The sequence below is a fragment of the Pectobacterium sp. IFB5596 genome (assembly GCF_021432585.1).
In the GTDB taxonomy this organism is placed as follows: domain Bacteria; phylum Pseudomonadota; class Gammaproteobacteria; order Enterobacterales; family Enterobacteriaceae; genus Pectobacterium; species Pectobacterium punjabense.
On the sequence record NZ_LXFY01000032.1, the window covers coordinates 145,884 to 169,201 of the forward strand.

Sequence of the window (23,318 nt, forward strand, 5' to 3'; positions counted from 1 at the left end):
AACGTGAAACCAGTTGTGATTAAACGGGACGGTTGCCAGGTGCCTTTTGATGAAATTCGTATCAAAGAGGCGGTCGAGCGCGCGGCACATGCGGCCGGTGTCAATGATGCAGACTATTGTGCAACTGTGGCCTGTGCGGTCGCTCAACAAATGCAGGATAAATCGCGTGTAGATATCCGTGATATTCAGGATGCGGTCGAAAATCTGCTGATGTCCGGCAGTTACAAAAAACTGGCGCGTACCTATATCGAATACCGCCATGACCGAGATATTGCGCGTGAACGCCACGGTCGCCTCAATCAGGAAATTCGCGGTCTGGTCGAGCAGAGCAACATGGCGCTGCTGAACGAGAACGCCAACAAAGACAGTAAAGTGATCCCCACCCAGCGCGATCTGCTGGCAGGCATCGTCGCCAAGCATTACGCTAAACAGTACATCCTACCGCGTGATGTGGTACTGGCGCATGAGCGTGGTGAGATTCACTATCACGACCTCGACTACTCGCCGTTCTTCCCGATGTTTAACTGCATGCTGATCGATCTGAACGGCATGCTGACCAACGGCTTCAAAATGGGCAATGCGGAGATTGAGCCACCGAAGTCGATCTCAACCGCTACCGCTGTCACCGCACAGATTATCGCGCAGGTCGCCAGCCACATTTATGGCGGCACCACGATTAATCGTATTGATGAAATTCTGGCACCGTTCGTCACCGCCAGCCATGCGAAACACAAAGCCGTGGCAGAAGAGTGGAAGATCCCAGATGCAGAAAACTATGCCCTGACCCGCACGGAAAAAGAGTGCTACGACGCCTTTCAGTCACTGGAATACGAAGTCAACACGCTGCACACCGCTAACGGCCAAACGCCGTTTGTCACCTTTGGCTTCGGGCTTGGCACCTGCTGGGAATCGCGTCTGATTCAGGAATCCATTCTGCGCAACCGCATTGCCGGGCTGGGTAAAAACCACAAAACCGCAGTGTTCCCGAAACTGGTCTTCGCCATCCGCGACGGTCTGAACCATAAGGCAGGCGATGCGAATTACGATATCAAGCAGCTCGCGTTAGAGTGCGCCAGCAAACGCATGTATCCCGACATCCTGAACTACGATCAGGTCGTTAACGTCACTGGCTCGTTCAAAACACCAATGGGCTGCCGCAGCTTCCTCGGCGTTTATGAAGAAAACGGCCAGCAGATTCACGACGGGCGTAATAATCTGGGTGTCATCAGCCTGAACCTGCCGCGTATTGCACTAGAAGCCGAAGGCAATGAAGACCGCTTCTGGACGTTGCTGGATCAACGCCTAACGTTGGCGAAGAAAGCGCTGATGACGCGTATTGCGCGGTTGGAAAGCGTGAAAGCTCGCGTCGCGCCAATCCTGTATATGGAAGGAGCCTGCGGCGTGCGCTTAAAAGCGGACGACAGCATCGCGGACATCTTCAAGAACGGACGCGCCTCTATTTCGCTGGGCTATATCGGCCTGCATGAAACCATCAATGCGCTTTTCGGTAGCCAGACACACGTGTTTGATGATGAGGCGCTACGTGCTAAAGCCGTGGCCGTTATCACTCGCCTGAAAGCCGCCACCGAGCAGTGGAAAGACGAAACGGGTTACGGCTTCAGCCTGTACAGCACGCCGAGCGAGAATCTGTGTGACCGCTTCTGCCGTCTGGATACCGCCGAGTTTGGCGTCGTACAAGGCGTGACGGACAAAGGCTATTACACCAACAGCTTCCACCTTGATGTGGAGAAGAAGGTGAACCCTTATCAGAAAATCGACTTTGAGCTGCCCTATCCGCCGCTGGCTAACGGTGGGTTCATTTGCTACGGCGAATATCCAAACCTGCAACACAACCTCAAAGCGCTGGAAGACGTGTGGGATTACAGCTACACGCGCGTGCCTTATTACGGCACCAACACGCCGATCGATGAATGCTATGAGTGTGGCTTCACGGGTGAATTCGAGTGTACCAGCAAAGGCTTCACCTGCCCGAAATGCGGTAACCACGACTCAGCGCGCGTTTCCGTGACGCGCCGTGTGTGCGGTTACCTCGGTAGCCCGGATGCACGCCCGTTCAACGCCGGTAAGCAGGAAGAAGTTAAACGCCGGATTAAGCATCTGGGCAACGGTCAACTGGGGTGATCCCTGCTGGGCCGCAGTAATGCGGCCCACCTTTCGCGGCACCGTCAACACGCGCCCGCTTCATAACATGGGCTCTATCGTATGAATTACCACCAATATTATCCCGTCGATGTGGTCAACGGCCCCGGCACCCGCTGTACGCTATTTGTCGCTGGTTGCGTGCATGAATGTGTTGGGTGCTACAACAAAAGCACCTGGCGACTGAACTCCGGTCAGCCATTTACGCAGGAACAGGAAGATCGGATCATCGCCGATCTTCAGGATACGACGATCCCACGGCAGGGAATTTCGCTGTCTGGCGGCGATCCGCTTCACCCACAGAATGTGCCTGATATTCTGCGGCTGGTAGAACGTATCCGTGCGGAATGCCCCGGCAAAGATATCTGGCTTTGGACAGGCTACGTGCTGGCGGATATCACTCCGGAACAACAGCGGGTGGTCGATCTCATCAACGTGTTAGTCGATGGAAAATTTGTGCAAGATCTGAAAGATCCCGCACTGATTTGGCGCGGTAGCAGCAATCAGGTTGTTCACCGCCTGCGTTGAGCGATAAGTGGCTACTGAAGCGGTTGCCACTTACCCAACGAACGTAATTGATCGGATTCCAGTACCGTCACCCGCGCTTTTGGTTCCGGCGAGAACGCCTGATTCAACAACGCCTGCGCCACGGTTTTTCCCTCAATCGCCCGCCACTTCGCCGGGAACAGTCGGAATAGCGGCGCGGCAAGGCTCTCCAGCGTGCGACTGTCCTCTCTTTCACCCAGTAGCATCGAGGGTTGTGCCAATGTCAGGTGCTGCCAGCCTTGCTGACGCAGCGATTTTTCCGTTTCCCCCTTCACCCGCGAGTAAAAGAAAGGTGATGTGGCATTCGCGCTCAGCGAACTGACCACCAAAAGGTGCGTCGCGCCCAGCGCTAACGCCACTTTCGATCCTTCCACAACCAGCGTGTAATCCACGTAGCGGAAAGCTTGCTTACTGCCTGCCGTCTTGAGCGTCGATCCCAGGCAACAAAAGGCAATATCGACAGGATCGGTCAACTGCGCCAATGCAGCAGACAGATCGGGATCGTGTGGGTTGACGACTTTCTCCGAATGCGCCAACGGCTTACGAGTCGGCGCATAGATCGTCTCTACCCGGTTATTGGCTTTCAGCAGTGCTAACAATTCGTGCCCCACTAACCCCGTTGCACCTAATAACAGTACCCGGCTCATCAGTTTCCCCCTTGCTTTGCGTCTTTTACTCTCTCATCTTTTCATGCTTATCATGTTCTTTCTGGCTCGTTTGCTCGTCGCGCTGCCAGTAGCGTTTCTTACCAAAACCCAGCGCATTGTCCGTCATTTTTACTTCTGTCAGATCGAGCCGCCAGATCGGCGCTTTTGATGCTCGTGCAATAGGAAAACGTGCGTTGTACCGCGCTCTGGCCTGCTCCGCGTCATCCCCCTCCAACTGTACCGCCTGCGCCCGAAACTGTACGCCTTTAATCAACATGACGCTCTTTGGCTGGCCGCTCACCGTACCAGCAACCTGCGGCAACCTTGCCATGATTTCACCGTGGCGCGTCTGTAACTCCGTCATTAGATAGAAGGCTATTTGTTCATCGTCATAAGTATAGAAGCAACTCGCACACCATAATTCCGAATTTTCACCCACGCATAATGTCAGTACGTGCAACTTCTTCAGATAGCGGGAGATTGCCTCAAGATCGCTGCCTGTTTCTCTCGATTCTTTCTGCATCACGGCACCTCAATCTATTTTCTGAACGAACGTATCTTGCCCAGCCAACCGTTGCCCCTGCGCAGAATGTGGCAGCATGGCTTGCAGAGGCTGGCTGGTGTGCTTATCCAATAGCAGTGAGTGCGGTTCCCCTTCAGAGAACAGCTGCTGTTCGCCCCACTGGCGTAGTGCCACAACGAGCGGGAATAGCTGCTCACCTTTTGGTGTCAGAACATATTCCTGATAGGCCGAACTCTCGGAAACGGGCTGAACGGACAAGATGCCTTCATCAACCAAAGTACGCAGACGGTCGGTAAGAATATTTTTGGCTACGCCCAAACTGCGCTGAAAATCGCTGAAACGGCGGCGATTGTCGAAGGCATCGCGGATAATCATTAATGTCCAACGATCGCCGACCACATCCAGCGCGCGCGCAACGGGACACGCATCCTCTTTCAGACTTTTGCGCTTCACCATAACTATTTCCTCCCCTTTTTCCTGTGCATCCTATCTGCCTTATCCACAAACCGAAAAACTGACCGCACATTTTTTGGTTGCAGAGTAAAACCAGATCATTCATGCTTCAACTGGTTTTATTTTGAAACCACATAGAATAATGACAGCCAATATCATGAAAAATAGCCCTATTCATACCACGTCATCCGTCACCGAATATGATCTTTACAGCACTACACTGCCCGCACAGAGGGTACTGCCGCGCGCGTTAGTATTGCTGTTTGCCTGTGCCAGCGCCCTCAGTGTCGCCAATGTGTATTACGCACAGCCGCTGCTGGATGCATTATCGGTAGATTTTCACATCAGCATCGCCGCCGTTGGCGGGGTAATGACGGCAACACAGCTTGGCTGTGCGCTGGCGTTAATTCTTCTGGTCCCGCTGGGTGATATCCTCAACCGACGCTATTTGATGTTGGCTCAGTTGGGTGCGCTCATCGTGGCGCTGATTGCCGTTGGACTCGCTACCACATCCCTGTATTTATTGATCAGCATGCTGGCCGTAGGCATGCTCGGCACAGCAATGACTCAGGGTCTGATTGCTTATGCCGCAACGACTGCTGCACCTCAGGAGCGTGGGCGCGTTGTGGGAGCCGCACAGGGCGGCGTGGTGATTGGGCTTTTACTGGCTCGCGTGCTGTCTGGCTTCATCGCCGATATAGCGGGCTGGCGCAGCGTGTACTTTTTCTCCGCACTGCTGATGCTCCTGCTTGCCGTATTTCTCTGGCGTGCATTACCACATCAGCCACCCGCCCAACAGCGCCCACACTACCCCGCACTGCTGCTTTCTATGCTGACTTTGCTGCGTAAAGAGCGGGTATTACAAATACGCGGCGTGATCGCTTTACTGATGTTTGCTGCCCTGAGCATCTTCTGGAGCGCGCTGGTTCTGCCGCTGAGTCGCGCACCCTATTTCTTTTCTCATACCGTTATCGGCGCGTTTGGTCTGGTGGGTATTCTCGGTGCACTGGCGGCGGTGAAAGCAGGTTCACTGGCAGATAAAGGGCGAGGACAGTGGGTCAGCGGCATCGCTCTGTTATTACTGCTGGCCTCGTGGCTACCGCTGTGGTTAGCGCCCTACTCTCTCTTTGCCTTGGTCGTCGGCATCATCATTCTGGATCTGGGCGGACAGGCCATTCACGTTACCAACCAAAGCATGATTTTCAAGACGCATCCTGATGCACACAGCCGTCTGGTTGGCTGCTATATGCTGTTTTATAGCATCGGCAGCGGGCTTGGCGCGATGGCAACAACAGTAGCGTATGACTCTGCTGGCTGGTCAGGTGTATGCCTGCTTGGCGCCGCCGTCAGCCTATTAGCGCTACTCTTCTGGAAAATGACGCTGCACCTTTCAGCCACGTCAACGGCAGCATTTACACCGTTGTGATAACAGAAAATGATTACTGATGAAGGAGAAACCATGAGCGAACTGACATTACTGGCCGATGCCGACGAGCGCGGCCGACGCTATCTGGCTGAGAATGCACAGCGTCGGGTTTTCCCCGATGCCGCTGCCCTCGCCGCGCTGGCACGTTTTGATGAAGCGTTGCCGCAACAGGGGTTTTCGGCTGAAGACACGCTATCGCTACTGGACAAGGTCGGCTCGCCAGCCACCACCGCCTCCAATGGCCCGAACTATTTCGGCTTTGTTATCGGTGCGGCATTGCCAGTCGCTGCCGCTTCCGAGCGATTAATGATCGCCTGGGATCAGTGCGCTTCCACCTTTGATAATTCACCGGTATCCGCCACGCTGGAACGCCTCGCCAGCCGCTGGGTGCTCGATGTTCTGAACTTACCAAAAGAAAGCGCTGTTGGGTTCGGCACCAGCGCCACCGCCTGTACGCTTTCCTGCCTCACCGCCGCACGCCGTGATCTACTGGCAAAACAGGGCTGGGACTTTGACAACGATGGACTGATCGGCGCGCCTGAAATTAAGGTTGTGATTTCAGAATTGACGCACATCACGGTGAAGAAAGCGCTGCGCGTGCTCGGCTTTGGGCTACGCCATTTACACATCGCGCCCGTTAACGCATTTGGGCAAATCGATGTCGCTCAGCTCCCTCCGCTCGACGATCGCACCCTTCTTTGTTTACAGGCTGGCGAGGTAAACACGGGCGAGTTCGATGATTTTGCGCAGATCATTCCAATCGCTAAAGCAGCCGGTGCCTGGGTTCACGTTGATGGTGCATTCGGTCTCTGGGCCAGAGCGTCATCTCACGCAGCACTCACCGAGGGGATCGAACTGGCCGACAGCTGGACGACAGACGCGCATAAATGGCTGAACACGCCCTACGACTGTGCGATGGCAATTTGCCGCCGTGCGGACGCGTTAGCCGAGGCGATGAACGCAGATGCGGTTTACTCAAGTGCAGCACGCGATGCCCAGAAAAACCTAACGCTCGAATTTTCCCGTCGCCCGCGTGGGATTCCCGTCTGGGCGGTGCTGCGCACGTTAGGGCGTGACGGCGTAGCTGAGATGATCGAACGGCACTGCCGACAGGCAACGTCGATCGCCGACGGCCTGCGCCATGCGGGTTTTGAGATAGTAAACCGGGTGGTGCTCAATCAGGTTCTGTTACGTGGGGAAACCGACAGCCAAACGGCAGCAATACGGGAAGCGTTACAGGCGTCGGGCAAGGCATGGTTTGGCGGCACCGTCTGGCAAGGGCGTCCGGCATTACGCATCAGCGTATCATCCTGGCGCACACAGGACGACAACGTACAGGCGCTCATCGCGCTGCTGACGGAAATAAAAGCTCAGACCCAACGCTGATCGCAGCGTAAAACAACACTCCCCGCCAACACGGGGAGAAGAGAAAGGACGACGCCATCAGACCATTGCGTACCGATGTACTAGACGTACACGCTAATGCTGGAAACCTGCCCCTGAAAGCGGTTCAACGCCTCTGCGGCGCGTTGCAGGCTTTCGGTATTTTGCACCTCGCTACGGGATGATGCCCCCGCGACGCCTTGCTGGATGGTATCGAAAACATTGATCGGCTGGAACACATTAGAAGGCGGCACACTGCCGATATTCGCTCGTGGTGACGAGATAAAACCCAGCAGCGCGGAACCGTCTTCACGCCCCAACTGCCCGCTGCTAACCAGGCTACCAACCGTTTCATACAGTTCGGCAGGGCTGATGCGAGTGAAATCATAGCGCGTCGTCTGACCAGCAGGAACAGCGCCGCTGCCCGCCTGATAAGACTGAAGCTGTTCGGACAGCGCCACTTTTTCCGCATGTTCTGTGGAACGCTTTGCCATCACCTGCTGGCTGGCAAAAACGGACGACTCTGCGGCTTCAACTTTCATATCACCTCCTTACGGGTAACGTATGGAAGATAAACATTATTGGCATAGCGCAACACCAGAACGGTGAGCACAAAAACAGCATTCTGTAATACTGACACGCAATCTGCCATCACGCCAGCCAGAAGCGGGATTTGACTCCGCACGAGGAATATTTAGACCAACATGCAACAAGGGGTATAACCGTTTATCCCCGCTGGCGCGGGGAACACAATCAGGCGTGCGACCATGACCGTGAACGTGGCGGTTTATCCCCGCTGGCGCGGGGAACACCGGCAGAGTGGGATAACAAACAGGTCGTGTGCCGGTTTATCCCCGCTGGCGCGGGGAACACCTGCTGCCATTGAGAATGTAAAAGCTGGTGAGCGGTTTATCCCCGCTGGCGCGGGGAACACGAGGCAACGTTAGCGATCTTATCGTCAATATCCGGTTTATCCCCGCTGGCGCGGGGAACACGTTCTCAACGATGCGCTCTACGGCATCCATCTCGGTTTATCCCCGCTGGCGCGGGGAACACTGGCTACACCGACGATCCACACGAAAGAACCGCGGTTTATCCCCGCTGGCGCGGGGAACACGTGCGTTGCCGATGGCTACCGGCTGGATCATGCGGTTTATCCCCGCTGGCGCGGGGAACACCTCGATGTTCGGCGTCCAAAATACGAACCATACGGTTTATCCCCGCTGGCGCGGGGAACACTTTACGGAGAACCGCGAATGTGAAACTCAATGCGGTTTATCCCCGCTGGCGCGGGGAACACTATCGTAGCTTGATACGAAGTCACTCACCGTTCGGTTTATCCCCGCTGGCGCGGGGAACACGAATACCGTTACCGCAGGGCGCAACCGCCGAGCGGTTTATCCCCGCTGGCGCGGGGAACACCGGAGCAAAGCTCTGGAGTGGTGAGAAGGACGCGGTTTATCCCCGCTGGCGCGGGGAACACCATGACAATCCTGATATGGAATCATAACTCCGCGGTTTATCCCCGCTGGCGCGGGGAACACAGCAACTGTAACGCCGGCACCGCCTTTGTTCCCGGTTTATCCCCGCTGGCGCGGGGAACACCCGACTACATCATGAATGAGCCAACACGGTTACGGTTTATCCCCGCTGGCGCGGGGAACACATTTTCTAACGCCTGCTGCGCCTTTGCGTAATCGGTTTATCCCCGCTGGCGCGGGGAACACGGGCGTAGAGCGGCGCAATGGGCCAATTTTTACGGTTTATCCCCGCTGGCGCGGGGAACACAGGCGTTTATGGCATCAAAGAGTCTGATATTACGGTTTATCCCCGCTGGCGCGGGGAACACTCTAAAAGTAGAGAGTTGTTTTATAACACTTTTTTCAGCAGAAAAAATCCCACCAATTTTTCCATGTTGTTAAAAATAGCTAACTTATTGATTTTAAAAAGGTGAAAAAGAGAGTAACCGTGAGCCACCCCGATCTACCGGTATCCGGCAGTTTTCACCCCAGATTTAGCTATACTCATCACCAACGTAAGCGCAGCGACAAAGTTTCTGTTTTCAGGGCTGATATACATTCCTCCTCCACGTTGATATCAAGCATCTGAAAAAACATCACGTCACTGAATTAGACACAGCGCGATACAGCAAGGATTATACTTTCATTTTTTATTCTGCGGTAATACGCCAATGGTTAACACTTTCTTCGTAACTTCATATCGATATAACGCATAAATACGAAAATATTTTCACACTCTATTTTCAATGATTACAAATATATTGGTATAAATGGAAGGTAATCAATACATATCCACGGGTGTGAAGTACTGTGGGGGATAATTAGCTAACTAACATCAGAAAAAAATCGCTCTCATTAAATATAAAAAAATGTAATGAAAAATTTCACACTTGTGTTATAGCTTTAATAGAAACTGTGAATTTTCAGCACTACGCTGTAAAGCAAAAATTACAGTTTCATTTAATAACCGCCCTCTACTATTCGTAAATATATAGGTGAAGCTATGAGAGTAATTCTTGTTATACCTATTGCTATGCTGTTATCTGGGTGTATGGTTACAAAAACCATTAAAAGTGATTCACCAACGCTTGTCAGAAGCGACTCCAGCCAGAGAGTTGGTATATTAATACCAAATTCTGTCAATGCTAAATATTGCCCCGATGCTCCAGCTGACACGGCTAAAACTATTGATAGTACCTTAGCTACAACGCTGGCTGATAAATCAGGAAATAATGCCAGCGCTGATGCCAGCTTAAAAACAGCGATAGTGGATCTGGCTAAAAGAAATACTACTACGAATGTCCTAGTTTATTCTTTGAATAGCTTGTGCTTTCTTTCAATGAATGGATCATTAAATCAATCTGAAGTTGTTGGCCGATTTGATGCTATTTTAAAAGTCGTTGGAGATATAGCGCAAACAGACAAAGAAAATGCAGAAACCAAGAAAGCAGAAGAAAAATTAAAGCTAAGTAAATTTAACAAAGCCAACAATATAGCAGAGAAGTAGGTATACACAGACCTATACTTTATTACAGGGTAAACTCGTCATTCTTAATAATTACAGGCAATCTGCCAATTCCTTTCAACAATTTATTACAACGCATCTTAGTCATAAAGTAATCCCTGCTAACGCAGGGATTATTCAAATAACAGTCCAGCACGGCTGCCTTTATTACATGGCGCATCATGCTGTACTTGGCAAAAATCGTACTAATCAATAAAAGCACTCACGGGAATATCGAATCGTTTAGCAAGCGCTTTCATGTGATCAAGCGTTAACGTACGTTCACCGTTTAAAATGCGGGATACCAGAGACTTTTTACCGATCTCAGCTTCAAAGTCACTTTGCGTTAGCCCATGCTGATCCATAAGTATGCGCAGTAAAGCAATACCGGCCGGGAGCGTTTTAATGCGCTCGTTGAAGTCTGCAAATTCTGGCACATCCTCTTCATATTTATCAATTTTAGCCGTCAGCATATCGATTAGCGGGCTCGCTCTCGATCAAATATTCCGTGAGTTTCAGCGCATCCTCATAATCTTTACGAGAGGTGCTACCTCCGAGGAACGGTACGATACTCGTCAGCGTGTTAGCGGCCTTGATAGCGTCTGCGTACATCATTCTTTATTCCTCCGGTAATACTCTATCAGCCTGTCATACTCTGCATGGGTGGTAATGTGTTTAATGAAGATCTTCTCTCGCTCAAAATCTGCAAAAAACATCACGCGAAGATGCCCACCACCGATATCAATCACCCACCACTTTTCCCTGAACTTTATCCTGTCTAAGCTGGGGAAGCATTTTTTCATATCGTCCGGCGTTGCATAGATAACCCGATATAAGTCAGCCAGTGCTGTCGCCTGATTCAGGAGCTGGGCGATTGCAGTGTCAAAAGGTGTCCGGGGGAACACTTTACATTGCCTCTCTTCACCGCATTGCGTCACCACGGTTTATCCCTGAAGGAACAGCATAGCCATCGACAAAAAATAAGAAAAAAATGAAAAAACCTGAAATTATCTTATAATTAACTTATATCAAGGAAGGGTTTCGTTTGAGGGATTCATGCTTAAGGTTAGTTGGTCAAAACGGGCATTAAAACAACTCGGCACCATTGACACCAGATATCGAAAACGAATCAAAGAAAAAGTGGGTGAGCTGAGTACATTTCCAGATGTGAATCTGGACCTGAAAAAACTCGAATCGTCTGGTAAACAATATCGGCTACGGGTTGGGGATTACCGCATTATCTTTGAGCTAATCAACGATGTCCCACAAGTGTGCGAGATACTTGAAATCAAACGCAGGACAACGACGACATACTAAGGAGGAAAGCGCCTCCTTCTTTACAACACAGCTGATTTTCACCCATCGAAAGAAAATGTTGGAGCAATACACTATGAGCATACAAGTCATTCGGGATAAAAGCGGTAAACCTGAATATGCTGTTGTTCCGTACGAGTTATATCAGAAACTTATTGAAAATGCTGACGACCCCGCCCTCTATGAGAGCATTCCCTACGATCATAGCGCAGAGGATGACGTCTCGATTCCTCATGAAGTGGTTAGCATCCACATTGATCAAGACGTCAGCTTACAGGCAGCCTGGAGAATTTTCAGAGGCTTCTCTCAGCAAGAAGTTGCAACCGCGCTTGGCATGACCCAAGCGGCCGTCTCTCAGCTTGAATCCCCAGACTCAAGGCCGCAGAAGCGCACCCGAGAAAAGCTGGCTAAGCTGTACCACTGCGAACCAGAACAGCTAATCCTGTAGCCGCTTCCACGGATTAGGGTTTATCCCCGCTAACGCGGGGAATACACATCAGTGGTCGAAATCTGCCCCTCATACGCCGGTTTATCCCCGCTGGCGCGGGGAACACGTGAGTACCCTGAGCATCACGAATATAGGTAACGGTTTATCCCCGCTGGCGCGGGGAACACAGATGCGTCACCCCTTTAGGGGCAAGGAACTTCGGTTTATCCCCGCTGGCGCGGGGAACACCTCATTCCCCTGCCTGCAATCAGTTAATTCTGCGGTTTATCCCCGCTGGCGCGGGGAACACTGCGTATATCGTATTAGCCACTGTTATAGATCCGGTTTATCCCCGCTGGCGCGGGGAACACTCGACGATGGCGATCCAGTGGTAGTGTTCGTCCGGTTTATCCCCGCTGGCGCGGGGAACACGCGTTAAAGGTGAAAACGTAAATAACAACCAGCGGTTTATCCCCGCTGGCGCGGGGAACACAGCCCCTTAGTTTTTTCCACCACTTTGCGTTACGGTTTATCCCCGCTGGCGCGGGGAACACACAATAACATTGGACATTTGCCAATTTATCGCCGGTTTATCCCCGCTGGCGCGGGGAACACAGAGTTTCTTTTTTTATTGTTTCTAAAATATACGGTTTATCCCCGCTGGCGCGGGGAACACTCTGGTTTTGCTAAAGCCATGAAAATTCACGGCGGTTTATCCCCGCTGGCGCGGGGAACACTACCGTTGCCGTTATTGCGCTAATTTGACTGGCGGTTTATCCCCGCTGGCGCGGGGAACACATTAGAAAAGTCTGTCGCAACTTCGTTGAGCGCGGTTTATCCCCGCTGGCGCGGGGAACACTCGATAAGCCCACATCGGCATTAGCGCGAACAGCGGTTTATCCCCGCTGGCGCGGGGAACACCTCTTATTGCAGCATCCGACGCAGCCTTTTTTACGGTTTATCCCCGCTGGCGCGGGGAACACTCATGTTCCGCAAAAAAAGAATAAAGAAAAGCCGGTTTATCCCCGCTGGCGCGGGGAACACATATTACACGCCATTCTATCGTGTAAACGGCGCGGTTTATCCCCGCTGGCGCGGGGAACACTCTCAAAAAAGAACCCCATTTGATCGGCGTTCCGGTTTATCCCCGCTGGCGCGGGGAACACCTGCTGAATGCTGACGAATGGAGACGGGTGATCGGTTTATCCCCGCTGGCGCGGGGAACACTGATGGAACATTAAATCATTCTCCGCAACCAGCGGTTTATCCCCGCTGGCGCGGGGAACACCACGTAATTTCACTCAGGCCAAAATGATGTGGCGGTTTATCCCCGCTGGCGCGGGGAACACTTCTCGCTCCGCGCCAGCCGCTTTATCAATAGCGGTTTATCCCCGCTGGCGCGGGGAACACTCTAAAAGTAGAGAGTTGTTTTATAACACTTTTTTCGGTAGAAAAAATCCCACCGATTTTTCCATGTTGTTAAAGATCGCTAACTTATTGATTTTCAATAGGTGAAAAAGAGACTAACCGCAGGCCATCCAGATCTACCGGCATTCGGCGGTTTTCACCCCAGGTTTGGAACTCAAAACCAGACTCCGTATTCGTCGCCCACGCCATTACCACGTTGCCCTGTTCTGCCAGTTCGATAATCTGCTGCCAGATCATTTCCCTCACCCGTTGTGAGGTATCCCCCACATACACGCCCGCACGAACCTCCAGCAACCACACCGCCAGCCTGCCGCGCAAGCGCGGCGGGACATTTTCCGTCACTACCACCAGCATGCTCATTTAACGCTGCCCCCGGTGGCCGCTGTCACCAAACGGTTTCGGCTCAGGGATTGCAGGTGGCTGTGCATCGTCCGGCGGTAGCGGCGGCGTAATGCCACCCGCAGATAACACCTCTTCAATCAGGGGAATTAGTTTGCTCAGCGTTTTCTGGCTGCGGAAAATATCACGGCAGGCAAGCCGTACTTCACGATCCGGTTCGGCAGGATTGCGGGCTGCAATTTCAAAGGCTTTCGCCACCACGCCCTCGAATTTGATGATATCGGCAATGTCGTAAACAAAAGAGAGCGGTTTGCCGCTGTGGACAAACCCGATCGCAGGGGCGTAACCCGCAGCCAGTACCGCGGCTTCCGTAATACCGTACAGGCAGGACGTCGCCGCACTAATGCACTGATTCACTTTGTCCCCACGTTCCCAGTCTTTCGGGTCGTAGCGGCGGCCATTCCATTTCACACCGTACTGCTGTGCCAGCAGCGCATAGGTTTGGCGCACGCGGGCCCCCTCAATCCCTCGAAGCTGATCGACCGAACGGCGGCTCGGCGCAGGTTCACCAAAGCGGAGCTCAAACATTTTGCGCACCACTTTAAGACGCAGGTCCTCATCCAGCGCCAGCTTAGCCTGATAGAGCAATTTGTCTGACCGTGCGCCGCCGGGCTGACCAGACGCGTACAGCCGCACGCCCGCTTCGCCGACCCACACCAGCAGTGTGCCTACCGTCGCCGCCAGCCGCACCGCAGCATGAGAAACCCGTGTACCCGGCTCCAACATAATGCAGGCCACCGAGCCAACGGGAATATGCGTGCGCACGCCGGTTTTATCCACCAGCACAAACGCACCGTCGATAACATCAATCTGCCCGTATTGCAGGAAGATCAGTGAAACCCGATCCTTAAGGGGGATCGGGTTGAGCGGAACATACATCGTCAACTCTCCCTGTAACGGGGCGCGCTACGCCCGTTTCAATAGCAGCAGGCCGCACCCCAGTGCTTTGCTTTTTCCTAACCCCTGCCGGACAGATGCCGCAAACCGTTCGGCGTCCGTAATATGGAGCATTCCATCATAATCCACGCTGCTGAAGGCGATCGCTGCCGACTGGCCGGGTTTATTCAGGCGGTGGCGTTGATAGCCGTCCACGCTACATGACGACAGCGTGAAGCCCGCGTTTTCCCCCTGACGCACTAACCAGTTGCGAGCACGCTGTTGCTGGTGTTGCCACAATGCCACACCGGAAAGCCCCGCGGCTTTCGCTTGATGCCGCGCATCCATCAACACATCGCTACGCTTGCCATCCCGCGTGACAACCGGATTAGCACGCAGCGAAAACGCCAGCGTCATGCCATCATGCCACTGCGGTTGGTACGGTTTGGTTTCTACCCGAAACAGGTTATGGTCAACCTGCGGTGCCTGTTCGGAGAGCAGATAAAATAGGCTTTTTGTCTCTTGTTCCTCTTCGCGAAAGAGGAATGACCGCTGTGGCTGGTCGGGAAACAGTTGCCAGAGCCATTGGTGGCTGGCATAGCCTCCTGCGTGTAATCGCTTTGTTGCCATAGCATGCGGTAACGCACTAAGGTTCAGCGTTATTCTGGAAAAATACATTATTTATCTCCCTTCCCACTACCGACGTATTGCACGCGGGAAGTGAACTGCCAGCGCCGTCGATCGGCAGGCTGATCGTTGCGCACGACGCGGTATTGCGGTGTTAATCCCGTGTCGTTTTCCTGCTCCCAGTAGCACACGCCTTCAGCACGGCCAATCGCCTGCAACGTGGAATCGTTCAATGCAGGCGTCAGCCTTGCCTGCTGCCACACCTCGGCCAGCGAGCCTGAAAACAGGTGTGGTGCCAGCGGCAAAGCGGGCGGACAGCTTTTACGCCCGAAATAGAGCGCGAACACGGGAGATAACAGCGCATCACGCAGCGCAGTTAGCGAATAAGGCGCATCCGGTGTGACGCTAATGGCAATGTGGTAATAGGCATCACAGCGGTATTCGCGTGAGGTCAGCATAGTTTCGAGCGATTGCCCCGCCTCCGGCCGCAGTTCATCACGCCGGGTATAGCGTGGCACTTTGCGGTTTTCTTTCGGCATCTGCACCGTGTGGTAGTCATTCAGCCAGGTTTCACGATCGGAAAGCGGCCGCACCGCCACAGAGTAATGCTGATTAAACTCCGCCAGCGCAGCCCGATCGTCGCGCCGAATCCCTAGCGCCGCCGCCAGTAACCCCAACAGGGCGGAACGGCTAGGCACCGTTGAGGTGTGGCGTACTTCCCCGACCGCCGCTTCTCCCCATGACACCAGCGGAGCATAGATCTGGAAGACCAGATAGTTATCCATAGCGCGCTCCTACTGGCTGATGAAATCCAGTAACCCTTGCAGCGATCCGCCCTCATTGATCGCTTCCACGTTCAGCTCATAGGAAGGAACACGGCCCCCAGAGGCGTACACTCGGTCAAATTTGGCCTTTTGCTGGCACAGCAGATCGATGGCATCATTGACCTGATTGTTATGACTAATCGGTTTGAAAAATGCGACAGACAAAGTACGAGGCTGATCGGTTCCCTTTTCTGCCAGCGCATAGCTAGCCAGCGCTCGACTGGCAAAGCTGTTTTGCTTGCCGCCCGGCGACACGGTTAATGCCGTTTCGGTCAGCGCACGCAGGGTTCGTGCCACCAGATCTTCATCGTTGTTCAGGTTTTCCAGCAGCAGATCGCGGTTAATGCACACATAGTGATAAAACAGCGCAGAGGCAAAACTCTGTTCGCCCATATGCGCCGATCCGCTGTCGGCTGACGTATTCAGGTCATCCACCGCCGTGAAGAAGTCATCTTCGATGGTAACAGCACTCACGCCCAGCGCGTGTGCGACCTGACACGCCGCTTCAATATTGAATTCTGGGCTGGAGGCCAGCATACGACCAAACAGCGCGATATCGACGCTGGCGGCATCTTTGCGCAGCAATTTCAGTTCTTCACTATTTGGCTTACGTGATTCCGCAATCAGGCGAACAACCAGTTGATCGATCAACGCCCTTTCCTGCACGCTGAAATGAGCAAGCTGTTCGATATCGTATTTCTCTAGCAGGTCTTTACTCCCCTTCGCATCTTTCAATTTACCGAATTGGCTAGCGATACTCAGCGCCGCCTCATCGGCCAACTTTTCACTCATACCGCTGGCAATCAGCGCGTTGTAGATATCGCGCCCTACCCGGCGGCTGCGGGTGCCGATGTGTCCATCAAGTGCGTCTTCAAATACCTCAGAGGTGCGCCATGCACGCTTCAGACTTTGCGAGGACACTCGCAAACGTTCAATACCGCCAACGATTGCGGTTTTCGGACGACCCGCGTCATCACGGTTCAGGTTGGAAGAGGGATAAGCGGTTAGAAAGTGAAGCTGGATAAAAGTGGTCATCAGTTATTCCTTGTCTGAAGCTGTCGTTGACGTTTCTGTGGTATCTGGCTCATCGGACGTGATGTCCTGTGACGCTTGCGCATATTCGCATGCCCAGCGCACGGCATTGCGCCGCAAAGGGTGAAGGTTCAGTGCACGGTTTTCCTGCCGTGCCTGCCACTCTTCTGCCCATAGGAAAATACCGTCCGCCAGCGAAGGAAGGTTTACGCCTGCCTCACCGCGTATTTGTACCGCGCGAAAAAGCTGGCGATGCAGTTCTTCTGGCGTTTGCGCCCGCTGGAGCCGTTCAAAACGCAAAGGGGAAAGAAAAGGACGGTCGCCGCCCTGTTTTTCACCTAGCTGGGCGGCGAAGCTGGTCTTCAATATGTTTTTCTCTGCATGTGCCGCGACAGAAACAAACATCGTCAGTGCCACGATGTGGTGTTCCTTTTCCAGTCGCGCCTCCAGCTTCCCGGCCAGATCGTGATACCCCTGACAGGTCAACACGCCATAGGGAGGCTGTTTGGCACGGCGCAGCTCTGCCCGCCGCGCACGGCCATTACCGGGGGTGCCGTGGCGGTTTTGTAGACCGTCGAACCAATCATTAATCTTTTTCGCGTCATCCTTGGTGATAACTAAAAAATCAGCCGTGTTCGCCATCCACTGCCTCCTGCATTTGTTTAATGGTTTCTGCCGCTTTCTGTTTACCGAAAAACGCGCTCAGCTTTTTCCGCGTTTTCGCCGCTTTGGCCAAATCGCGGTGTTCATCCGGGTTGCTAAACACCCGGGCATCGTAGTTATTCAACAGGTAGCGATAGAGCGACTTTTTCCAGATATTCAGCGCCGTAGCGGGTGTATCACCCTGCGTCAACGACTGGCACAGCCGCATAAAATCGGGCTGCGTTTCCTGCCAGAACGCGACATCAATGGCGCTGAAATCCCCTTTTACATCTTTTGGACGCGAGAACCAGGCTTCCTTAATCATTTGACGCAGCAGCGTGGCGCTGTCCCGCGCCAGCTCCACCGCCAGTTGTAAGCGATCTTTATATTCCCGCAACGCAAGTGCATCGCTCTGGAAGCGAGCCGGGGAGAACAGCAGCGGAACGTGGTGTTCATACCAACAACGCGCCTTCATGTTGTCCATGTCGTAGCCAAAACACCATAACCCCGTGTTGCGCAGCGCCCGCTTGCCAGCATTGTGCTGCACAACGGCGGCGGGATAGGTGTGATTGAGCTTATCTTCCACTGCCACCATCATCCCTAGCCAGTCACGGTACGCCAGCCCGCCCGGCTGCCCTTTCACCGACAGAAAAGGGGCATCGTCACCTTTCAGTGCCCGACGATAAGGGGTAAGCGGATGCCGCCAACTGTCATACTGGATGCCATAGTTTTTGGTGCGATACTGCGTGAGCAACGCGGTAGATTCCGTGCCGCACAGATCGCATTCCCCCGCCTGTAATGTAGTGAAATCCAGCTCGATACGACGCGGCATGCCCCAATAAGCCTGTAGCTGATGCGAATTTTCCGGCGTCACGGGCGGGTGAGCGCCATCGCTGGTGGGCGTGGCGGCTAACCACGGGAACACCGTGGCATCGGGCTTGTCCTTGGGCATCACCTTCTGCGTCAGCACGTTCATCCAAAGCTTTTTCCACAGCGGCAGTCTGGCGTCTTCCGGCATAAGCAGCGTGGTGATCGGCCCACCGCCGCGCATTCCGGTGCGATGCCCCTGCCCACCAGATGGCGCATTGGTTTGCAGCGTGAATAGCGCCATTGCCGCACAGTACGGACACACCGCGTTGACCGTGCCGCGCTTGATGAAATGATCTTTATTCAGCTTGAGCGTATTGCCGCCGGGGGCATCAATCAGCAGGCCGGAAATCGGTGTCGGGGCGCTGTCGAGCGTGGCGAAATCCTGCATAAACGCAGGCTTCTGCACACCAAATTGCATCGCGGGTGCCAGCACGGCTAATGCCTGTGGGAAATCGGGGCCAAGACCGTCATCCCAAATCTCATCCCAGTCATCGTCATCGGCGGGCGCATAGGCGGTTTGCAGTAAACCGATAAGCCACTGATAGCCCGCACCCTGAAAATCGGCACGCGGCCAGGCGAGATCGATAATATTGTCGTCGGAGAGTTGCAGCGGGGAAATGTGACTTATCCGACCATCCGCAAAGACGGCAGGCAGCCAAGGTTCTTCAATCAATGAAAAATACATCGTACCTCCTGTGTGTGCCGCATCCCTGCGGCAAGCCAGATCTAGGCTGGTTCTACAGTCTCTTTTTTAACGCATTCAAGCCGCGACGCCAGAGAGATGGCTCACGTTTGTGGTTGAGGGACGGGACAATACTCGTGGGATGCGGCGGCGATGCCTCCGCTTTGGTTTGATAAACGGTGATGTTTACCGTAATAGGAACAATTGGAATAATTAACAATCTATGCATTCCTTGTGACATGATTTGATTTATACGAAATACGCCGCTAGGATGAAAGATACCACTCGCTCAACTAAGTGCGTGTTCCGTGCCTTGTGCTTGAACACCGCTTTTTTGGGCAACCCCATTAACGATGACAAGCTACGATCACAAGATAGTAGAAGAGAAGTAAAAATGGAAGAGTAAACGAATTATTGAATCAAATTATTTATCTAAACTATGTTAAACTTCTTCCGTGTTCCCCGCGCCAGCGGGGATGAACCGAGTAATCGGACTATTGAGTCATACTTCCCCGCGCCAGCGGGGACAAACCGCGAGAAGAAAAATAGCGAGTCAGGCCACCAAAAAACGCATTTCATCGCTCAATAAACATGCTTGTTGATTAATTGACAGGCAATCACAGAGTGTTATTCTGTTCCACAAAGTAGCACTGAAAGAGGATGATATGATGCAAACAGTAAAGATTCGTCAGCAAGGTGGAGCATTGATCGTCACTATCCCCCGAGACTACGGTAAAGAACTGGGGTGGGATATAGGGACAGAAATCGCGGTAGAACGCAGTGGTGAAGGGATCAGTTTACAACCGACCAAAAGAAAACCACGTGGTAAATTCAGCGTTGCAGAGCTACTCACTCAAATCGATAGTGAAGAGATTGCAGCACTCAATGAAGACGTGAAAGTCTTCACCGATGCCGTACCAACAGGCAAGGAATATTGGTAATGTCAGCAACACGTATTCCGCAAAAAGGTGACATTTGGCATTTTAGCCCTGACCCCGTTTTCGGTCGCGAGTTGCAAGGCGATCACTATGGGATTGTCGTCACCGAAGGTGCATTGAATGCAGCACTAGGCGTCGCCATTTGCTGCCCTATTTCAACCAAAGCAGAAGCAGCACGTTCTTCGGGCGTCACCGTCGTAGTCACGCCAGTGGATACAGAACGCGGGGATTTACGGGGTGTGGTGCTATGCCATCAGGCTCAGGCGATAGATCTTATTGCACGCGGAGCAACATTTGAAACCGTCGCGGAGGATGTCCTCATACAGGATGTGATTATTAAGTTAATCAACCTTATTGATCCGCAATAAATACATCACGAGCCCAATAGCATCAACCCCATCCGTTCGCTATAAAATGCGTGGTTTTCCCCTCTATTCAGCAGCAGCACCTCTGCCTGTGGGCGGTGTAACTGCTGCCGAAACCGCTCCAATGCCTCATCTTCCAGTATCGGTAATCCAGTTTTGCGTTTCTGCCACCAGCTGACGCGTATCTGCACGCGGCTCTGTTCCCAGGCGAAAGTGTCCGATGCGGCGTAAGACTGCGGGAGTTCGCCGTCGTTTTCCGCTTTCCACGCCAGATACAGATCCAGCGTTTCTTCTCCCATACGGGTGGAAATATCCACCGCATCGCTCCAGCCCGCTTCGCTGGATTGAGCACAGTAACCGTGTACTAACGCTAACGACGACTGACCCGCAACCGAACGCTGGCCGTATCGCTCACCCAGTACCTTATTGGCTATTGCCTCCAAGGCCGGAGGCACCGTAATCTGTTCTTCATACACGCTGTTAATCAGCAGGCGCGCCGCTTCCGGCATTTTGATCTCACCGCATTCGCGTAATATCGCCTGCGTGCGCCACAGCGCAGCATGATCGGGGTAAACGTAACCGCTGTTACGCAATTCGTCTCCCAGCCAGTCAGCCTCCGCTTCCGGCTGCCAGGCCGGAGCCGTGATATGCAGCACCGCTGCTGGGCGCTCATCCGTTAGCGGTGCAGCGTCCACCTCAGTTTTACGACGCCCGTCGAGAAACCGAATATGTCGCTGTAGCCGCCCTGCGCGTTGAATCAGCAGATCGATGGGCGCAAGGTCGCTAATCATGTTATCGACATCAATATCCAGCGACTGCTCGACAACCTGCGTGGCAATCAGCACTTTACCAGCACGCTCATCCGGCATACTGTCTTTGCCAAACCACGCCAGCGCCCGTTCTTCAATCGCCATCCGATCGCAAAAGGCAAAACGGCTGTGGAACAGCAGCACATTTTCCTCTGCAATACCCGCCTCAATGAGCTGGCGATAAACCGCGATAGCGTCATCCACCGTATTCCTGATCCAACAGATCGACTGCCCGGCCGCCACGGCAACTTTTACGCGTTCGATGCCCTCTAACCGCTCAGTCAGCCAGCCAATCTTGACCTCGCGTCGCACTTCCGCCCGCGTTTCCAGCGTCGTTTCCTGCAATCCTTCGCGTGTTAACTGCGTCAGCCACGGATACGTTGCATTGGGATCGGGCTGCGCAGCCTCACAGGCTATGCCCTGCGCAAACGCCCGCGTCAGCTTCTCTCGCAGGTTAAGCGGCAACGTCGCCGTTAAGATGATGACACTACCGCCCTGTTGTGCATGGAAGCCAATCAACAGCTCGATCAGCTTGCTCATGTAGGCGTCATACGCATGCACTTCATCCAGAATCAGCAGTTTATTCTGTAGCCCCAGCACCCGAAGCGACTGGTGGCGAAACGGCATCACCGCCATCAGCGCCTGATCGAGCGTACCCACGCCAATATCGGCCAACAGCGCTTTCTTGCGCGAGTCCGCAAACCAAATGTTGCAGTCTTTGCTGGCCGCGTTTTCTTCCTTGTCGTACTGTGCCTGCCCCTGACTGTCGCCTTCCCATAGCGATTGCATAAAGGCGGACGACATATGTCGCGCACCGTGCGCCAACATCAGCGAAGGGTTATATTTTGGTGAATATAATGCACGATAGGCTTGCGCCAGCCGCTTGTACATGGCATTGGCTGTCGCCATCGTCGGCAGACCGACATAGATCCCGCTCGCTTTTTGCTGCGCCATCAGTCGGTGCGCCAGGATCATCGCCGCTTCCGTTTTCCCCGCGCCAGTCACATCTTCCAGAATAAAAAGCTGCGGCCCGTCAGCGGAAATATCAGCCTCTAGCGCGTTCTGTTGTAGCGGCGTTGGCTGCTGGATAAACGGAAAGAGTCGTTGGATAGAATGGAAAAGCGCGGGAGACGGCGTACGCGGCAGGCGCGAGACGACCTTTTCCGCTATCGGTAGCGCATGCTCACACCAGTAGGTTTCGAGCGGCATCGGTGTGCTGCAATAGTGGAAATCCTGCTGGCGCGAACCCAGCCAGTCTGCCAGTACGGTCAAACCAGCCAATCCCCAGCTTTGCTGCTTCAGCCGGTTTCGCCAGCCTTTATCAGCAAAGCATGCAGGAAAAACGGATGCTTCAGGAAAGCACGCGCCCACATCATGCAGGTAGTCTTGCACTGCCAGATAATCGTCACGATGAAAGGCCAAACTCCCTTTATTCACCACCTCTGGCGGCTTGCCGTGGTGCCCCGTAACTATGTTCAGCCAGATATCGAGCGTCTTTTGGGAGGTGGAGGTGAGCATGTCCTCAGAGAAAGGCAATAGATCGGGAAAGTCATCACGCGCTTGCCACAGCCAGAAACCTAACGCGTCATGCCGCGCCGTATCGACCTGTCCTGAAGCCTGAACTAACGGGGAGTCTGGGTTGCTATATTTACGCTGGAAGCCGCGGGCAAATTTCCCGATATCATGCCAGGCCAAAAAATACGTAAACCATGCAGCGACATCATCATCACCGCACGCGAGCTCTCGCAGTACATGGCTAGCCTGAAAATAGTTTCCCTTTAACAAGACATAACCACAGGCCGCCACATCCAAACAGTGATAAGGCAGCAAGTGGTAATCGTCACCCTCCAGCGCCTCCGTTGATCGGTTCGCTTTGCCCCAATAGTGAAAATAGCGCCGGTCGATGATGCCTTCCTTGTCCAT

At 53.4% G+C, this 23,318-nt stretch carries 22 protein-coding genes, 1 pseudogene and 2 CRISPR repeat arrays; of the genes and pseudogenes, 9 read left to right on the forward strand and 14 right to left on the reverse strand.

The features are described 5' to 3' along the window. The first annotated feature begins 3 nt into the window (after positions 1-3). Both nrdD and nrdG read left to right on the forward strand, forming a co-directional pair. A complete protein-coding gene (gene nrdD / locus A6301_RS20530) occupies positions 4-2,142 on the forward strand; it encodes an anaerobic ribonucleoside-triphosphate reductase (RefSeq protein WP_234258621.1) in 2,139 nt (712 codons plus the stop codon). Positions 2,143-2,223: 81 nt separating this feature from the next. Further along, positions 2,224-2,688 (forward strand): anaerobic ribonucleoside-triphosphate reductase-activating protein, encoded by a 465-nt coding sequence (nrdG, locus tag A6301_RS20535; RefSeq protein ID WP_234258622.1) that lies wholly within the window; start codon positions 2,224-2,226, stop codon positions 2,686-2,688. Between the two features lie 11 nt (positions 2,689-2,699). Here the strand turns inward: nrdG and A6301_RS20540 are convergent, their stop codons facing one another. Genes A6301_RS20540 through A6301_RS20550 form a run of 3 tightly spaced genes read right to left on the reverse strand, consistent with a single transcriptional unit; the run spans position 2,700 to position 4,332 of the window. Beyond that, positions 2,700-3,353 (reverse strand): hypothetical protein, encoded by a 654-nt coding sequence (locus tag A6301_RS20540; protein WP_107169433.1) that lies wholly within the window; start codon positions 3,351-3,353, stop codon positions 2,700-2,702. A 25-nt stretch (positions 3,354-3,378) separates the two neighbouring features. Continuing rightward, complete coding sequence (locus A6301_RS20545; protein ID WP_234258623.1) at positions 3,379-3,876, reverse strand: YhbP family protein; 498 nt, start codon at positions 3,874-3,876, stop codon at positions 3,379-3,381. A gap of 9 nt (positions 3,877-3,885) precedes the next feature. Further along, on the reverse strand, positions 3,886-4,332 hold the full coding sequence (locus tag A6301_RS20550; protein ID WP_107169431.1) for a helix-turn-helix domain-containing protein: 447 nt from the start codon (positions 4,330-4,332) through the stop codon (positions 3,886-3,888). 154 nt (positions 4,333-4,486) lie between these two features. On the opposite strand from A6301_RS20550, the gene A6301_RS20555 reads away from it, so the two are divergent. After that, entirely contained in the window at positions 4,487-5,755 is a 1,269-nt protein-coding gene (locus A6301_RS20555; RefSeq protein ID WP_234258624.1) for an MFS transporter, read from the forward strand. Positions 5,756-5,788: 33 nt separating this feature from the next. Further along, positions 5,789-7,141 (forward strand): pyridoxal-dependent decarboxylase, encoded by a 1,353-nt coding sequence (locus tag A6301_RS20560; RefSeq protein WP_234258625.1) that lies wholly within the window; start codon positions 5,789-5,791, stop codon positions 7,139-7,141. Positions 7,142-7,221: 80 nt separating this feature from the next. Here A6301_RS20560 and A6301_RS20565 read toward each other — a convergent pair whose 3' ends face one another. Further along, positions 7,222-7,680 carry a hypothetical protein gene (locus A6301_RS20565; protein WP_107169429.1) on the reverse strand — a complete coding sequence of 153 codons (459 nt, stop codon included), beginning with the start codon at positions 7,678-7,680 and terminating at the stop codon, positions 7,222-7,224. A gap of 180 nt (positions 7,681-7,860) precedes the next feature. Next, a CRISPR array of direct repeats spans positions 7,861-8,987; the repeat unit is 29 nt; unit sequence CGGTTTATCCCCGCTGGCGCGGGGAACAC. A gap of 674 nt (positions 8,988-9,661) precedes the next feature. On the opposite strand from A6301_RS20565, the gene A6301_RS20570 reads away from it, so the two are divergent. Beyond that, positions 9,662-10,165, forward strand: a complete 504-nt coding sequence (locus A6301_RS20570) for a hypothetical protein (RefSeq protein ID WP_234258626.1) — start codon at positions 9,662-9,664, stop codon at positions 10,163-10,165. Positions 10,166-10,368: 203 nt separating this feature from the next. On the opposite strand, the pseudogene A6301_RS20575 reads toward A6301_RS20570, so the two are convergent. Both A6301_RS20575 and A6301_RS20580 read right to left on the reverse strand, forming a co-directional pair. Continuing rightward, positions 10,369-10,777, reverse strand: a pseudogene (locus A6301_RS20575) (type II toxin-antitoxin system HigA family antitoxin). Further along, positions 10,774-11,103, reverse strand: coding sequence for a type II toxin-antitoxin system HigB family toxin (locus A6301_RS20580; protein ID WP_370642260.1), 330 nt, complete (start codon positions 11,101-11,103; stop codon positions 10,774-10,776). The pseudogene A6301_RS20575 and the gene A6301_RS20580 overlap by 4 nt, the downstream one beginning before the upstream one ends. Before the next feature lie 115 nt (positions 11,104-11,218). On the opposite strand from A6301_RS20580, the gene A6301_RS20585 reads away from it, so the two are divergent. Continuing rightward, positions 11,219-11,479 (forward strand): type II toxin-antitoxin system RelE/ParE family toxin, encoded by a 261-nt coding sequence (locus tag A6301_RS20585; protein WP_012822193.1) that lies wholly within the window; start codon positions 11,219-11,221, stop codon positions 11,477-11,479. Between the two features lie 73 nt (positions 11,480-11,552). Next, positions 11,553-11,924 carry a helix-turn-helix domain-containing protein gene (locus tag A6301_RS20590; RefSeq protein ID WP_012822192.1) on the forward strand — a complete coding sequence of 124 codons (372 nt, stop codon included), beginning with the start codon at positions 11,553-11,555 and terminating at the stop codon, positions 11,922-11,924. 16 nt (positions 11,925-11,940) lie between these two features. Beyond that, positions 11,941-13,313: a CRISPR direct-repeat array (repeat unit 29 nt; unit sequence CGGTTTATCCCCGCTGGCGCGGGGAACAC). Between the two features lie 84 nt (positions 13,314-13,397). On the opposite strand, the gene cas2e is transcribed toward A6301_RS20590, so the two are convergent. The 7 genes from cas2e to casA are packed head-to-tail and all read right to left on the reverse strand — an operon-like array spanning position 13,398 to position 19,286. Beyond that, a complete protein-coding gene (gene cas2e, locus A6301_RS20595; protein WP_102117148.1) occupies positions 13,398-13,691 on the reverse strand; it encodes a type I-E CRISPR-associated endoribonuclease Cas2e in 294 nt (97 codons plus the stop codon). Next, complete coding sequence (gene cas1e / locus A6301_RS20600; protein ID WP_234258627.1) at positions 13,692-14,609, reverse strand: type I-E CRISPR-associated endonuclease Cas1e; 918 nt, start codon at positions 14,607-14,609, stop codon at positions 13,692-13,694. It abuts the gene before it with no gap. A 27-nt stretch (positions 14,610-14,636) separates the two neighbouring features. Further along, entirely contained in the window at positions 14,637-15,284 is a 648-nt protein-coding gene (cas6e, locus tag A6301_RS20605) for a type I-E CRISPR-associated protein Cas6/Cse3/CasE (protein WP_234258628.1), read from the reverse strand. Next, positions 15,284-16,018, reverse strand: coding sequence for a type I-E CRISPR-associated protein Cas5/CasD (gene cas5e, locus A6301_RS20610; protein WP_234258629.1), 735 nt, complete (start codon positions 16,016-16,018; stop codon positions 15,284-15,286). The genes cas6e and cas5e overlap by 1 nt, the downstream gene beginning before the upstream one ends. A 9-nt stretch (positions 16,019-16,027) precedes the next feature. Further along, complete coding sequence (gene cas7e, locus A6301_RS20615; RefSeq protein ID WP_234258630.1) at positions 16,028-17,092, reverse strand: type I-E CRISPR-associated protein Cas7/Cse4/CasC; 1,065 nt, start codon at positions 17,090-17,092, stop codon at positions 16,028-16,030. Between the two features lie 3 nt (positions 17,093-17,095). Further along, a complete protein-coding gene (gene casB, locus A6301_RS20620) occupies positions 17,096-17,731 on the reverse strand; it encodes a type I-E CRISPR-associated protein Cse2/CasB (RefSeq protein ID WP_234258631.1) in 636 nt (211 codons plus the stop codon). Beyond that, positions 17,715-19,286, reverse strand: coding sequence for a type I-E CRISPR-associated protein Cse1/CasA (gene casA / locus A6301_RS20625; protein WP_234258632.1), 1,572 nt, complete (start codon positions 19,284-19,286; stop codon positions 17,715-17,717). Before casA ends, casB begins: the two co-directional genes overlap by 17 nt. Before the next feature lie 662 nt (positions 19,287-19,948). Between casA and A6301_RS20630 the strand changes: the two genes are divergently transcribed. Further along, positions 19,949-20,224, forward strand: coding sequence for an AbrB/MazE/SpoVT family DNA-binding domain-containing protein (locus A6301_RS20630; RefSeq protein WP_005973743.1), 276 nt, complete (start codon positions 19,949-19,951; stop codon positions 20,222-20,224). After that, positions 20,224-20,589 (forward strand): type II toxin-antitoxin system PemK/MazF family toxin, encoded by a 366-nt coding sequence (locus A6301_RS20635; protein ID WP_005973745.1) that lies wholly within the window; start codon positions 20,224-20,226, stop codon positions 20,587-20,589. Before A6301_RS20630 ends, A6301_RS20635 begins: the two co-directional genes overlap by 1 nt. A 5-nt stretch (positions 20,590-20,594) precedes the next feature. Here A6301_RS20635 and cas3 read toward each other — a convergent pair whose 3' ends face one another. Continuing rightward, positions 20,595-23,318: a CRISPR-associated helicase Cas3' gene (gene cas3 / locus A6301_RS20640; protein WP_234258633.1), complete on the reverse strand. Its 2,724-nt coding sequence runs from the start codon at positions 23,316-23,318 to the stop codon at positions 20,595-20,597.